General features: G+C 65.8%; 9 protein-coding genes and 2 tRNA genes. 1 reads left to right on the plus strand and 10 read right to left on the minus strand.

All coding sequences use genetic code 11. The features are described from left to right. Positions 1–110 precede the first annotated feature (110 nt). The 4 genes from D575_RS0100425 to D575_RS0100440 are packed head-to-tail and all read right to left on the minus strand — an operon-like array spanning position 111 to position 6,275. A complete protein-coding gene (locus D575_RS0100425) occupies positions 111–1,727 on the minus strand; it encodes an ABC transporter ATP-binding protein (protein WP_018143942.1) in 1,617 nt (538 codons plus the stop codon). Continuing rightward, positions 1,728–2,996, minus strand: coding sequence for an ABC transporter permease (locus tag D575_RS0100430; RefSeq protein ID WP_018143943.1), 1,269 nt, complete (start codon positions 2,994–2,996; stop codon positions 1,728–1,730). Then, entirely contained in the window at positions 2,989–4,368 is a 1,380-nt protein-coding gene (locus tag D575_RS0100435) for an ABC transporter permease (protein WP_018143944.1), read from the minus strand. Before D575_RS0100435 ends, D575_RS0100430 begins: the two co-directional genes overlap by 8 nt. 47 nt (positions 4,369–4,415) lie before the next feature. Then, entirely contained in the window at positions 4,416–6,275 is a 1,860-nt protein-coding gene (locus tag D575_RS0100440; RefSeq protein WP_018143945.1) for a peptide-binding protein, read from the minus strand. A gap of 253 nt (positions 6,276–6,528) precedes the next feature. Here D575_RS0100440 and D575_RS0100445 point away from each other — a divergent pair, with 253 nt between their 5' ends. Then, positions 6,529–7,329, plus strand: a complete 801-nt coding sequence (locus D575_RS0100445) for an enoyl-ACP reductase (RefSeq protein WP_018143946.1) — start codon at positions 6,529–6,531, stop codon at positions 7,327–7,329. Between the two features lie 120 nt (positions 7,330–7,449). Here the strand turns inward: D575_RS0100445 and D575_RS0100450 are convergent, their stop codons facing one another. The 6 genes from D575_RS0100450 to clpX form a co-directional block, all read right to left on the minus strand. Continuing rightward, positions 7,450–9,339, minus strand: a complete 1,890-nt coding sequence (locus D575_RS0100450; protein ID WP_018143947.1) for a SurA N-terminal domain-containing protein — start codon at positions 9,337–9,339, stop codon at positions 7,450–7,452. A gap of 484 nt (positions 9,340–9,823) precedes the next feature. Continuing rightward, positions 9,824–9,900 (minus strand) — tRNA-Asp (locus tag D575_RS0100455). A gap of 36 nt (positions 9,901–9,936) precedes the next feature. Further along, positions 9,937–10,012: transfer RNA gene (locus D575_RS0100460), tRNA-Val, on the minus strand. A gap of 11 nt (positions 10,013–10,023) precedes the next feature. Then, entirely contained in the window at positions 10,024–10,296 is a 273-nt protein-coding gene (locus tag D575_RS0100465; protein WP_018143948.1) for an HU family DNA-binding protein, read from the minus strand. 260 nt (positions 10,297–10,556) lie between these two features. Next, positions 10,557–13,022, minus strand: a complete 2,466-nt coding sequence (lon, locus tag D575_RS0100470; RefSeq protein ID WP_018143949.1) for an endopeptidase La — start codon at positions 13,020–13,022, stop codon at positions 10,557–10,559. A gap of 82 nt (positions 13,023–13,104) precedes the next feature. Next, on the minus strand, positions 13,105–14,385 hold the full coding sequence (gene clpX, locus D575_RS0100475) for an ATP-dependent Clp protease ATP-binding subunit ClpX (protein WP_018143950.1): 1,281 nt from the start codon (positions 14,383–14,385) through the stop codon (positions 13,105–13,107). Between the last annotated feature and the right edge of the window lie 141 nt (positions 14,386–14,526).

The following is a 14,526-nucleotide window of genomic DNA, read 5'->3' on the forward strand; positions in this document are numbered from 1 at the left end:
CGCACAGGGCACGGAACATACGCAGAGAACACCAGGAAAGGATTCGCCACGGTAAGCGACCCGCAACCGCCAGACGGCGGCCGTGCACCGCACAGCGCGGGCGGGTGGGCTTACAGATAACGCGAGACGCGCGGCACGGCATCCAGCAGGTGGCGGGTGTAGTCGGCCTGCGGATTGGCCAGCACCTCGGCGGTGGCACCGATCTCCTCCATGCGCCCGTCGTGCATCACCAGCATGCGGTCGGAGAAGTACTCGACCACACCCATGTCATGGGTGATGAAGATCATCGCCAGACGTCGCTCCGCGCGTAGCCGGCCCAGGATCTGCAGCACCTCTGCCTGGACGGATACGTCCAGCGCGCTGGTCACCTCGTCGCAGATAATCACGTCCGGGTCCAGCACCAGGGCGCGCGCGATCGCGATACGCTGGCGCTGACCACCGGAGAACTCGTGCGGATAGCGCCACAGGCTGTCCTCCGGCAACGCCACCTGATCCAGCACCCGGCCGGCCAGGGCAATCCGCTCGTCCTGATTGGCGCCGATGCCGTGCACCGCCATCGGCTCGGTCAGCAGCGTCAGCACGTTCAGGCGCGGGTTCAGCGACGAGGCCGGGTCCTGGAACACCACCTGCAGGTGCCGCCGCAGCCGGCGCAACGGCTTGCGTGCCATGTGGGTCAACGACTCGCCCCGGTAGCGGATCTCGCCACCGGTCGGCTCGATCAGGCGCAGGATCGCGCGGCCCAGGGTGGTCTTGCCACAGCCGGACTCCCCCACCACGGCCAGCACCTCGCCGTTCTCCAGCTCGAAACTGACGTCATCCACCGCCCGCACCACATCCACCTGGCGACGCATCAGGCCCTTCAGCACCGGGAAGTGCACCTGCAGGCCGGAGACCTGCAACAGTGCTTCGCGCCCCGCGCCCGGCACCGGCGGCAGCGGTGGCAGGTTCTCCGGCAGCGCCTGGATCAGCTTGCGGGTGTAGGCGTCCTGCGGAGCGCGCAACAGCGGCAGGCATTCCCCCTGCTCCACCAGGCGCCCCTGGCGCATCACCGCCACGCGATCAGCCACCGAGGCCACCACGCCGAAGTCGTGGGTGATCAGCAGGACCGCCATGCCGTTCTTCTCGCGCAGGTGGTCGATCAGCTTCAGGATCTCGGCCTGAATGGTCACGTCCAGCGCGGTGGTCGGCTCGTCCGCGATCAGCAGATCCGGTTCGGCGACCAGGGCCATGGCAATCATCACCCGCTGGCGCTGGCCGCCGGAGAGCTTGTGCGGGTACTCGTCGCGGCGCTGTTCGGGGTTCGGCAACTGCACCTCGCTCAAGACCTCGAGGGTGCGCGCCGCGCGCTGCTCCGGACTCATCTGCGGGCGATGCAGGCGCAGCACCTCCTCGATCTGATCGCCCACCTTCAGCACCGGATTCAGGGAGGTCATCGGCTCCTGGAAGATCATGCCGATGCGGTCGCCGCGCACATGCTGCATCACCGCGCCTGGAAGCCCCAGCAACTCCTGGCGGCCTTCGCGTCCGGCCAGCCAGGCCTCGCCCGAGGGCCTCTCGAACCCCGCATCCAGCAGACGCATGATGGCCAGCGCCGTGATCGACTTGCCGGAGCCCGACTCCCCGACCAGGGCAAACAGCTCGCCCGCGCGGATGGCGAAGCTCACATCCTCCACCAGCGTTGCCTCGCCGTCGCGGTGGCGGATCTGCAGATTGCGCACCTCCAGCATTCAGCGCACCCCGCCGCTGGTGGCGCTGGTGGCCCCGGCCGCCGGACGCGCGCCGTCATCGCGATTGGCAGTGCGCGCCGCGGAGCGGGCATGCGGGTCCACCGCGTCGCGCAGGGCCTCGCCGATCAGGTTGTAGGCGAACACGGTCAGGAAGATCGCGCCCCCGGGGAAGGCCGCCATCCACCAGTTGAAGGTGGAGCTCTGTACCGCCTGGTTCAGCATCTGGCCCCAGGAGGGATCGTCTACCAGGCCCAGGCCGAGGAACGACAGCGTCGCCTCGGCGAGGATCGCAGAGGCGACGCCAAAGCTCGCCGCGACCAGGATCGGTGCGATGCCGTTCGGCAGCATGTGCCGGAACAGGATGGACGGCAGCGACAACCCCGAGGCGATGGCCCCCTGCACGAAGTCCTGCTGGCGCAGGCGCAGGAACTCGGCGCGCACGTAACGGGCGTAGCCGGACCATGAGGTCAGCCCAATGATCAGCATCATCAGGTACAACGAACGCCCGAAGAAGGCGACGAAGGTCAACAGCAGGAACAGCGTCGGGATGGCCTCGAAGATCTCCACCAGGCGCATCCCGATCATGTCCACGATCCCCGAGAAATAGCCCATCAGCCCGCCCAGGATCACCCCGATCCCCAGCGCAATCCCGGTCGCGATGAAGCCAATGGACAGCGCGATGCGCGTGGCGTGGATCATGCGCGAGAGCACGTCGGCGCCGGTATCGTCCGTACCGAACCAGTGCACCCGATCCGGCGACTCGCGCGGGGCCTCCAGCCCGGTATCGGCGTAATCGCGCAGGTAGTCGCGCGGCGAGTACGGGATCGGCGCGCGGATTACCCGCTGATACTCGCCCAGCACCTCGGCCTCACGGTACTGCTCGTGAATCACCAGCGACGGCGGCGACACCGTCTGCCAGGCCACCACGCCCAGCACCGCACCCAGCACTGCCCAGAGACCGAAGCGCCGCCATGGCCGTCCGGACAGACGCCAGAAGATCAGAGCCAGCACCAGCAAACCAAACAGGGTCACGTCCGCAGCCGTCAGGTAGCGCAGAAACGGCAGCGCCCACGCGCCGTCGGCGGTCTGTACCAGTAGCGGGTGGGAATTCGCGAGCACTGGCGCGAGGATCGCGACCAGGGTCAACAGCGCGATCCAGCCAATCCCGAGGCGGGCACCCCAGCGCAGCAGGATCTCGCCCACCACGCGCCGGGCCCAGGAACGGCTGCGGCGATCCGCCTGCTGCGTGTTGTGCGCGGTCTCAGTCATAGCTCACCCGCGGATCGACGATGGCGTAGGCCAGATCCGCCAGCAGATAGCCCACCAGGGTCAGCACGCCCGAGATCAGGGTGATCGACAGCACCAGCTCACGGTCGCGCGTCTGCACGGCCTCCACCGCCAGCTTGCCCATGCCATCAATGGAGAAGATCGCCTCCACGATCACCGAGCCGGCCAGCAGCGAGGGCAGCAGCGTGGCCGACACGGTGATCAGGGGCAGCAGGGAATTGCGGAACACGTGACGCCACAGCACGTCGTGCTCGGCCACCCCCTTGGCGCGCGCCGTACGCGCGTAATCCGAGGTCAGGTTCTCCAGCACCGCCGAACGCGAAAGCTTGGCCAGGAATGCCAGCCCGCCGTAGGACAGGCACAGCACTGGCAACACCAGGTGCCAGGCCCGGTCCAGCAGGAAGCCCGGCACCATATGGCCCGGCGCCAGGCCCAGCGCCAGCGCCAGCCCGGCACCCAGCCCCAGGGTGCCCAGATAAAACCCGCGCAGGACGCCCCAGTCGCTGTGCGCCATCATCCAGCCCACTCCGCCCCCGAGAAGCACGGCCACTGCGGTACTGACCATCCCGGCCGGTGCCAGATCGCGGAACATCAGCCAGCCGCAGACGGCCCCGAGTGCCGCCCCGACCCCGCCGCGGATACGGGCGGGCAGGTAGCGCGCAAGGTAGATCCCCAGCGCCACCCCCAGAAACGGCAGGATCAGCAACAACGGCAACGCCCAGACCACCTCCACCGTGGGCAGGAAAGTCATGTCCAGCGCCGCGCGCTGGCTGAGCCCCCCGGTGGGGAACCACTGCCAGAACTGGTCGGAGGCAAAGAAGCCGATCAGCAACACGCCGGCCAGCATGGTCGGCACCGACCACAGGGCCAGCAGCACGACGCCAGACTGCGAATCGAAGGCCTGGCCATGCTGGGTGGCCGCGCGCACCCCCACCGCAACCGCGACGATGTAGATCAGCGGGATGGAGAGCACGTTCAGCAGCAACGTGATCGGCAAGCGTTCGGCCACCAGATCGATCACCGGCCGGCCATAGCGGAAACTGGTGCCCAGATTGGGGACCTTGAAGTGTGGCCAGCCGGTGAGCGAGCCGTCCGCGTCCTGGGCAAATCCGATCGGCGAGATGTTGTTCAGCCAGCGCCCGAACTGCACCGGGGCCGGCTGGTCCAGCCCGTAGAGCTGGTTGTAGTAGTCCTCCATCGCCTTCTGTGCCTGGGGCTCCAGGCCCTGGCCTTCGACCAGCGTCAGGGCGCTGATCCCACCGGGTGCGGCCGCCATCACCGCAAACACGACCACGGTGATCCCGAACAGGGTCGGCACCATCAGGAGCATGCGACGCAGGATGTAGGTCAGCATCGCGTGCGGCGCTCCCCTGCCGCTTCAGCTTCCATGGGCATCGCCGGCTACTGCCCGTACCGTTGCGATTCGAACGGGACGTAGATCTCCAGCGGCACCGCCCCCAGGTTGAGCCCCAGCGCGGTCTGCTCCAGGTTCTGGATGCGTCGGTCGATGAAGGCCAGGGTCTGGCGCCGCATCAGGAAGGTATACGGCTGGTCCTCGTGCAGGATGCGCTCGGCTTCGCGCCAAAGCTCCATGCGCGCGGGCTCGTCCACCTCGCCACGCGCCGCCTCGATCACCGCATCCAGCTCGGGATTCTGGTAGTGGATGAAGTTGTCGCCACCGGAAACCACCTGACTGGAGTGGAACATCTGGTAGATATCCACCTCCACACCGCTGGTCCAGCCCAGGGTGATGGCATCGAAATCCTGGCGGGTGAGTTGTTCCAGCATCACCGACCACTCGGTCGGCGACGGGCGCATCTCGATCCCGGCACGCGCAAAGAGGTCGCGCAGGAACAGCGCGATGCGGCGGGTGTCCTCGTTGTCCTGGAAATACGACAACTCGAAGGAGAACGGCTCGCCGTCCTCGTTGACCAGCACGCCATCGCGATTGCGTTCGCGGAAGCCGGCCTCGGCCAGCAGCTCCAGGGCGCGCTCGACATCATAGGGGATCGGATCGAGATCCGGATTGTGCTGATCGCTGCGCGGTGAAAACGGGGAGATCGCGCGCTCGGCATACCCCAGCATGACCTCCTCGATCAGCCGGTCAACGTCGGTCAGGTAGCTCATCGCCTGGCGCACCCGCGGGTCGGCGAAACGCGTCGGCTCGCCATCGCGCTGCTGGTTCCAGGCAATGTACGAATAGCCGGCCGTGGGGCTCATGTACTCGTGGGTATCCGCGCGCTCGCGCAGGGCCTCGTCGTCGCGCAACCGGGCATACTCGCGCGGGCGCGCCCCGTACACGTCGATATCGCGATTGCGGAAGGTGGTCAGACGCGCACTGTCATTCTGGATGACCCGCCACACCAGACGATCCAGCGGCGGCTCCACCGGCCCCCAGTAACGCGGGTTGCGCTCCAGTTCGATACGCCCAGCGTCCGGGGTCCAGCCGGTCGGATCCTCGAGGCGGTAGGGCCCGGACCCAAGCAGGATGCCGCGTGACTCGTTGAAGGTCTCCGGGTCACCGAGATAGCGCTCGTAGAAGTGCTTCGGCAATACGTCGAGCCCCCCGGCCACCCGCATCGCATCGAAGTACGGCTCCTCGAAGGTGAACCGGACCGTGCGCTCGTCCAGTGCTTCCACCGCCTCGACCTTCTCCAGAAAGGCACGCGCCCGCGGCACCGCGATGGCATCGGTCATCAGGAAATCAAAGGTGAACTCGATGTCCGCGGCCGTCAGCGGCTCGCCGTCGGAGAACTGAGGCCCCGAACGCAGGCGGAAGGTCAGCTCGGTCCCGCTGTCGTCGAACTCCCAGGATTCGGCCAGCAACCCCTGCCACTCCAGCGTCTCCGGGTCGCGCACCACCAGCGACTCCAGCACGTAGTTCTGCACCTCGGAGGCATAGGCATCGGAGGAGACATACGGCGTGATGGTCGCCAGGCCCGTGCCAAAGGCCTGCACCAGCCAGTCACCCTCGGCGTAGTCCTCCTGCTCGGCCGCGCGCGCCGCGCGCCGGAACGCCGAGGGGACATCGTCCGCCCGCGCGGCACGCTCGCCATCCATCCCGGCGAAGCGCCCGGAGGCAAGGTCGGATTCCAGGCCCTGCAGGCTGCGCCGCAATGCACGGAGATCCCGGGCCTGCTCGGTCATGGTGCTCTGCATGGAGGCCATGCGTTGCCACTGGCGGTCGATCTGGACCATCACCAGCAACAGCAGGATACCCAGCACGATCAGGGTCACGATCCAACCAAAATGACGACTCACAAGGCCTCCGGGTTGCTGCGGTGGCAGTCCGGCAGGCCCGATTCCGGGGCGCCGGGTGGGCGGCCCTGAAGACCGCAAGTGTTCGCACTATAGCAAGCCGCTCCCTCCGGCTCATCGGGTGCTGGCCGCACTTGCGGCACATCGGTATGATCCCGAAGACAGTCGCGTCCGTCCCCGGTTCCGCTCGCGGTCGGGCGCCGTCGAGACGACCCGCCCGGGTGCGTCGGCACGGATCAGAATCAAGGAGTTTTACATGGGTTTTCTCAAGGGCAAACGCGCACTGATCGTCGGCGTGGCCAGCAACCGTTCCATCGCCTACGGCATTGCCGCGGCCATGCATCGCGAGGGCGCCGAACTCGCCTTCACCTACCAGAACGAACGCCTGCGCGATCGCGTCGAGAAGCTGGTTGCGGATTTCGATTCCGACATCCTTGTGCCCTGTAACGTCGAGGACGATCGCGAGATCGAACAGGTCTTCGAGCACCTGGACAATTACTGGGACGGCGTCGACATCCTGGTGCACTCGGTCGCTTTCGCGCCCAAGGAGCAGCTGGAGGGGGACTTCCTCGACAACATGACCCGCGACGGCTTCCGCATCGCGCACGATGTCAGCTCGTACAGCCTGGCCGCGCTGGCCAAGGCCGGGCGCGGCATGATGAAGGACCGCGACGCCTCCATCCTCACCCTCAGCTATCTGGGTGCCGAGCGCTCGATGCCCAACTACAACGTGATGGGCCTGGCCAAGGCGAGCCTGGAGGCCAATGTGCGTTACCTGGCCTACACCCTGGGGCCGGAAAGCACCCGGGTGAACGCGATCTCCGCGGGTCCGATCCGGACCCTGGCGGCCTCCGGCATCGGCGACTTCAAGCGCATCCTGGATCACGTCCAGGCCAACGCGCCGCTGCGCCGTAACGTCACCACGGATCAGGTCGGCAACGCCGGCGCCTTCCTCTGCTCCGACCTTGCCTCCGGGATCACCGGCGAAGTGATGTACGTCGACTCCGGCTACAACACGGTCGGCCTGGGCGCAGCCGAGATCGGCCTCGAAACATAAGGCGACCCTGCGCTACCCGGGCGATCCCGGGTACCAGAAAAAAGCCCGGCACCGCGCAAGCGGGCCGGGCTTTTTCGTGGTCGGGAGCGCACCAAGCGCCCCCTCACGGTTCTACGGCGACTAGTCGAGCGCGTCGGGGAAGCGCTTGATCTCCGCCTGCTCTTCCAGCCATGCGAGATAGGACCGGAACTCGGCACTCCCGTAGGCGTTGCCAATCTGGTCGCGCGCCTGCTGGCGCGCCGCAGTATCCACTGCGTCCTCGCCCATGCGTACGGCTTCCAGCACGGTCACCGCGAAGTCACCATCCCCGACCCGGGCGCCGGCAATCTCCACTGCGCCCGCGCCTGGCGCCGGCAGCCGGAACAGGTGGTCCTGCAACCCGGTTGGCAGTTCGGTCGCCCGTTCACGGGTGATCTCGACCGACCGACTCCATTCTCCGTTCTCCACGGCCTCGGCGGTCCAGTCATCGGCTTCGCGCAGTTGCTCGATCAGGGCCTCTCCCGCCTCACGCGCGGCATCCGCAGCGGCCTGACGCTGCAGGCGCTCGCGGATCTCGTCCTCCACCTCCGCCAGCGGGCGCACCTCGGCCGGCTCGTGCTCATCGACACGCAGGATCACGGTGGAACGGTCCTGCAGGTCGATCGCCTCGCTGTTGTTGCCGTCCTCCAGTACCCGCGGGTCAAACGCCGCATCGCGGATGGAACGATGGCGGGCGATGCCATCGCCCGAGCCGCGGGAGAACCAGTCGCTGGTCTGGACCTCCAGGCCCGTTGCGTCGGCGGCCGGCTCCAGAGTGTCCGGAAACTCGATTGCCAGTGCCATCAGGTCGTCCAGGGCGTCGATCTGCATCTGCTCGGCCGTCCGGTCGCGTAGATCCTGCTCGACCTCCTCGCGCACCTCTTCGAACGGCTGCGCCCGGGATTCCTGGATCGAGGTCACCTCAAGGATGAACCAGCCACGATCCGTTCGTACCGGCTGGCTGATGAGGTCCTTCGGCAGGGTGAAAATGACGGTCTCCAGGGTGGAATCCAGATCGCCCCGGGCGACCTCGCCCAGGCTGCCACCACGGTCGGCCGTCAGGCTGTCTTCGGAGTATTCCTCCGCCAGGTCGCCGAAGTCCTCGCCATCATCCAGGCGACTACGCAGTTCACGGATACGTTCCTCGCCATCCTCGTCGGTATCCTGGATGCGGATCTGGCGCACCTCACGCAGTTCCGGCTCTTCGTAGCGGCTGCGATTGACCCGGTAGTGTTCGCGCACCTGATCCTCGGTGACATCGACCCCGGCCTCGAGGCCTTCCGGGTCCAGGCGCAGATAGCTCACCCGCACCCGTTCCGTGGTCGTGAAGTCTTCCGGATTGGCGTCGTAATAGTCGCGGATCGCGTCGTCATCCACCACATCCGGACGATCAAAGTCGTCCGCGGCGAAGACCTTCCAGCTCGCAACCCGCGTCTGGTTGCGCAGGCGGCTGTAATCCTCCACCAGGGCTTCCGGCACCACGCCCGTGGCCTGGATGCCACGCTGAATTTGCGACATGACAATACTGCGGGCGATGTCCTGCTCGAAGTCGGCCGGGCTGATGCGCTGGGCATTCAACAACTGGCTGTAGCGTTCGCGGCTGAAGCGGCCCTCCTCCTGAAACACCGGCATGCCGCGGATCTCGCGCAACACGCTGTCGCCCGCCGCCTTGAAGCCGGCGGAATCGGCCGCCTGGCGCAGCAGTTCCTGGCGGATCAGGGTCTCCAGCGCCTGCAGGCGGATGCCCTGCTCGTCCAGCACGTCATCCGGGATCTCGCCGCCAAACATGCGCGCCATCTCGTCGCGCTGGGCGCGGGCCTCCTGGTGCACGTCGCGCACCGCGATATCCGTGCCGTTCACCTCGGCGGCGACCAGCGGGCCCGCCCCGCCGAAATACTCGCCCAGGCCCCACAGGGCAAAGGGGATGGTGATCAGGCCAATGATCACATAGGCGAGCCAGCCGCTCGCCCGGTCACGAATCGCTTGCAACATGATGGTCTCTGCTCACTCCGGCAATTAGGAGGAAAACGGGAATCAGCGGCCGATGGTAGCAGGCACGCCCGCGCGCGTCTGCGCCTGGGCTCGGGTGTCTCCCACGAAGCGGCCGATGGCACGAAGAAGGGCCCGACCAAGAGCGTCTACCGGAAGATCAGAAGACTGGAAGGGAGGCGCGGCGAAAACCTGACCTCCTGGACGGGTCTCCTCGCATGAAGCCTTGCGCACTCTCGTGCCGGCGCCGATCGCTGTGGACATACCTCGGAGCCGTCGGCCCGGAGGATCGGACCTCGCATTCGATGCGCTCGCGCGATGACAGTGCCCGGCCCCGGACTCCCGGAAATGCGTCTCGGGCTTTGTTCCGCCCTTCCCACGTTCCGGTCGACTGCTGTGGACCTTGGTCTGGCCCAAAGACGTGGCTTCGAGCGCTCCGTGGCAGCCAACAAAGAAAAAGGCGCCACAAGGGCGCCTTTCTCAGAGATGGCGGAGCGGACGGGACTCGAACCCGCGACCCCCGGCGTGACAGGCCGGTATTCTAACCAGCTGAACTACCGCTCCGTATTCGTGCAGCGCAACCAGGGTCAGGGTTGCACTTGGTGGGTGCTGACGGGTTCGAACCGCCGACATTCGCCGTGTAAAGGCGACGCTCTACCAACTGAGCTAAGCACCCCATAAAGCGCGCTAGTTTACTCGATCCTTGAGCGCTTTACCAGCCTTGAACGAAGGCGTTTTCGACGCGGCAATCTGAATGCTCTCACCGGTACGCGGGTTACGGCCGGTGCGGGCTTCGCGCTCGCGCACCAGGAAGGTACCAAAGCCCACGAGGGAGACCTGGTCACCCTTGGCGAGGGTATCGCCGACCACACTCACCAAGGCATCCACGATGTTGCCGGCCTGGGCCTTGGGAACATCGGCTTCCGCCGCGATCGCGTCGATCAATTCGGATTTATTCATGAAGCGCTTCCTTATCTCAGTGGTGACTCAGGCTTTCTGCCGGACGGGGCCTAGCTTACACCAGCCGGGGACCTTTTCTCCATGGCCCCGCGACTGCCCTCGGCACGAAATCAGATGATGCGCATGGGGTTATAGCAAGCCCCCCGAAAAAGTGTCAAACGCCCGCCCGGCGGGGCCCTCGGGCTGGCTTGAACCAGCACACAAAAAACCGCGGGCGCCGATGAATCCAGCGCCCGCGGTTTCGCACCAATTACAGATGCTTAGTGATGCCGGACCCGACGGCGACCGGATTCCTTGGCCGGCTTGACGACTTCCTCGACCTTCTCCGGCGTTTCCCCGGCCTTGCCTTCCGGCATGTGGGTCAGCGCGAGCTCGAGGACCTCGTCGATCCAGCGCACCGGACGAATATCCAGCTTCTGCTTGATGTTCTTCGGGATGTCGACCAGATCCTTCTCGTTCTCTTCCGGGATCAGGACGGTGCGAATCCCTCCGCGGTGGGCGGCCAGCAACTTCTCCTTCAGGCCCCCGATCGGCAGAACCTGACCACGCAGCGTGATCTCGCCGGTCATCGCGACATCCGCACGCACCGGGATACCGGTCAGTGCCGAGACGATCGCGGTGCACATGCCGATGCCCGCGGACGGGCCATCCTTCGGCGTCGCGCCCTCCGGCACGTGGATGTGCAGGTCCTTCTTCTCGTGGAAGTTCTCCTCCAGGCCCAGGGCCTCGGCGCGCGAGCGAACCACGGTCAGGGCGGCGTGGATGGACTCCTGCATTACATCGCCGAGCTTGCCGGTCTGCTGGGTCTTACCCTTGCCCGGGACCACGCTGGCTTCGATGGTCAGCAGCTCGCCGCCGACCTCGGTCCAGGCGAGGCCCGTGACCTGACCGACCTGATCGTTTTCCTCGGCCAGGCCGAAGCGGAAGCGACGCACGCCGAGATATTTCTCCAGCGTCTTGGGTGTGACCGAGGTGGTGCGTGCCCGCTCCTTCTCGCTGGCCAGCAGACGCTGCTTGGCCACCTTGCGGCAGACCTTGGCGATCTCGCGCTCCAGCGAGCGCACGCCCGCCTCGCGGGTGTAGTAGCGCACCATGTCGCGCACCGCCGAATCGGAGATCTGGATCTCGGCCGGCTTCAGGCCGTTGGCCTTGATCTGCTTGGTCAGCAGGTAATTGTGCGCGATGTGGACCTTCTCGTCCTCGGTGTAGCCGGACAGGCGGATGACCTCCATACGGTCCAGCAACGGCCCGGGGATGTGCATGCTGTTGGCCGTGGCCACGAACATCACGTCCGACAGGTCGAAATCGACCTCCAGGTAATGGTCGCTGAAGGTGTGGTTCTGTTCCGGATCCAGCACCTCGAGCATCGCCGAGGCCGGGTCACCGCGGAAGTCCATCGCCATCTTGTCGATCTCGTCGAGCAGGAACAGGGGGTTGCGCACCCCGACCTTGGCCAGGTTCTGGATGATCTTCCCCGGCAGCGAGCCGATGTAGGTCCGGCGATGGCCGCGGATCTCGGCCTCGTCGCGCACCCCGCCCAGCGCCATGCGCATGAACTTGCGATTGGTCGCGCGGGCGATGGATTGCCCCAGCGAGGTCTTGCCAACCCCGGGCGGGCCGACCAGGCACAGGATCGGGCCCTTCAGCTTGCGCACGCGGGACTGCACCGCGAGGTATTCGAGGATGCGTTCCTTGACCTCTTCCAGGCCGTAGTGGTCCTCGTTGAGGATCTTCTCGGCGCGCGTCAGGTCCTTGCTGACCCGGGTCTTTTTCTTCCACGGGACGTTGACCAGCCAGTCGATGTAGCTGCGCACGACCGTAGCCTCGGCCGACATCGGCGACATCATCTTCAGCTTGTTCAGCTCGGCGGTGGCCTTCTTCTTGGCCTCCTCCGGCATCCCCGCCTTCTCGATCTTGTCGGCCAGGTCTTCCTGCTCGTTCGGCGCGTCCTCGAGATCCCCCAGCTCCTTCTGAATGGCCTTCATCTGCTCATTCAGGTAGTACTCGCGCTGGGACTTCTCCATCTGCTGCTTCACGCGGCCACGGATCTTCTTCTCGATCTGCAGCACATCCATCTCGCCCTCGATCTTGGCGACCAGGTGCTCCAGGCGCGCGCGCACATTGGCGATCTCGAGGACTTCCTGCTTCTCCTCCAGCTTCAGCGACATGTGCGCGGCAATGGTGTCGGCCAGGCGCGAGGTGTCGTCGATCCCGGCCAGCGAGGTCAGGATCTCCGGCGGGACCTTCTTGTTCAGCTTGATGTACTGCTCGAACTGATTCAGCGCGGAGCGGCCGAGGATCTCCAGCTCCTTGTCCTCGGTGTCGTATTCCTCGTCGATCAGCCGGATGTCGGAGACGAAGTAGTCCTCCTCCTTCTCGACATTGCCGGTAGTGGAGATATCCATCACATGGGCGCGCTGGGCACCCTCCACCAGCACCTTGATGGTGCCGTCGGGCAGGCGCAACAGCTGCAGGATATTACCCAGGGTGCCGATCTGGTGCAGATCGCCGGCCTCCGGCTCGTCGACCTCCGCGCTCTTCTGCGCGACCAGCAGCACCTGCTTGTTTTCGGCCATGGCCGAATCCAGCGCCCGGATCGACTTCTCGCGACCCACGAACAGCGGGATGACCATGTGGGGATAGACCACGACATCGCGCAGCGGCAGGACCGCGACGCGCTTGACGGGGGAGTCCACCTCGTTCTGGGAGGAGTGGGTATCGGTCATGTTGCCCCCTAAGGGCTGGACGAATGTACAGGAGGAAGTGGGGGCGGCGGCGCCCGTTTCAAGAGCGCCGCAACACTTCCGCTCAGGAATCCGCAGCAGCCTGCTTCTTGGCGAACGAGTCGTTCTCGTAGACCAGGTACGGCTCGGCATCGCCACGGATCACCGCCTCGTCGATCACCACCTTGCTGACCCCCTCCATGGAAGGCAGCTCGTACATGGTGTCGAGCAGGATGTTCTCCATGATGGTGCGCAGACCGCGCGCACCGGTCTTGCGGGCCATCGCCTTGTGGGCGATCGCGGACAGGGCATCGTCGCGGAACTCGAGCTCCACGCCCTCCATCTCGAACAGGCGCGCGTACTGCTTGATCAGGGCGTTCTTCGGCTGGGTCAGGATCGTGATCAGTGCGTCCTCGTCGAGCTCGTCCAGCGTCGCCTGCACCGGCAGGCGGCCAACGAACTCGGGGATCAGGCCATAGCGCACCAGGTCATCGGCCTCCAGCTGCTTCAACCACTGGCCACCGGACTTGGCCGCCTCGGTGGTGCGCAACTCGGCGCCAAAGCCGATCCCGCCCTTCTCGGCGCGCTGCTGGATCACCTTCTCCAGCCCGGAGAAGGCACCGCCACAGATGAACAGGATATTGCTGGTATCGACCTGCAGGAATTCCTGCTGCGGGTGCTTGCGCCCGCCCTGCGGCGGCACCGAGGCGGTGGTGCCCTCGATCAGCTTCAGCAGGGCCTGCTGCACGCCCTCGCCCGAGACGTCACGGGTGATGGACGGGTTGTCCGACTTGCGCGAGACCTTGTCGATCTCGTCGATGTAGACAATGCCGTTCTCGGCCTTCTCGACGTCGTAGTCGCACTTCTGCAACAGCTTCTGGATGATGTTCTCGACATCCTCGCCCACGTAGCCAGCCTCGGTCAGCGTGGTGGCATCGGCAATGGTGAACGGGACATTCAGCACCCGTGCCAGGGTCTCGGCCAGCAGCGTCTTGCCGGAGCCGGTGGGGCCGATCAGCATGATGTTCGACTTGGACAGCTCGACATCATCCTTGCCGGCCCGGGCCTGCAAGCGCTTGTAGTGGTTGTACACCGCCACCGAAAGGATCTTCTTCGCGGAGTTCTGGCCGATCACGTAGTCGTCGAGGATCGCGCGGATCTCGTGCGGGGTCGGCAGGGAATCACGCTCGGCGTGCCCCGCTTCCTGCATCTCCTCGCGGATGATGTCGTTGCACAGCTCGACGCACTCGTCGCAGATGAATACGGATGGCCCGGCGATCAGCTTGCGCACCTCGTGCTGGCTCTTTCCGCAGAAAGAACAGTACAGGAGCTTGCCGTCGGCGGGGGGGGTTGTTTCGTCGCTCATCCGTTTGCCTCGGTTGCGATTTCAGTGTTCTTCAGAACATGCCCCGTTTGCCTGGCAGTTGCAAACGAGCCAAGCGGAAGTCCGGTATTGACGCCCCCGCCCCGAAACGGTGCTCGGGGGCGAGCTTGCGAACAACGCGAA

It is taken from the genome of Thioalkalivibrio sp. AKL6, from assembly GCF_000376905.1.
GTDB lineage: Bacteria > Pseudomonadota > Gammaproteobacteria > Ectothiorhodospirales > Ectothiorhodospiraceae > Thioalkalivibrio > Thioalkalivibrio versutus.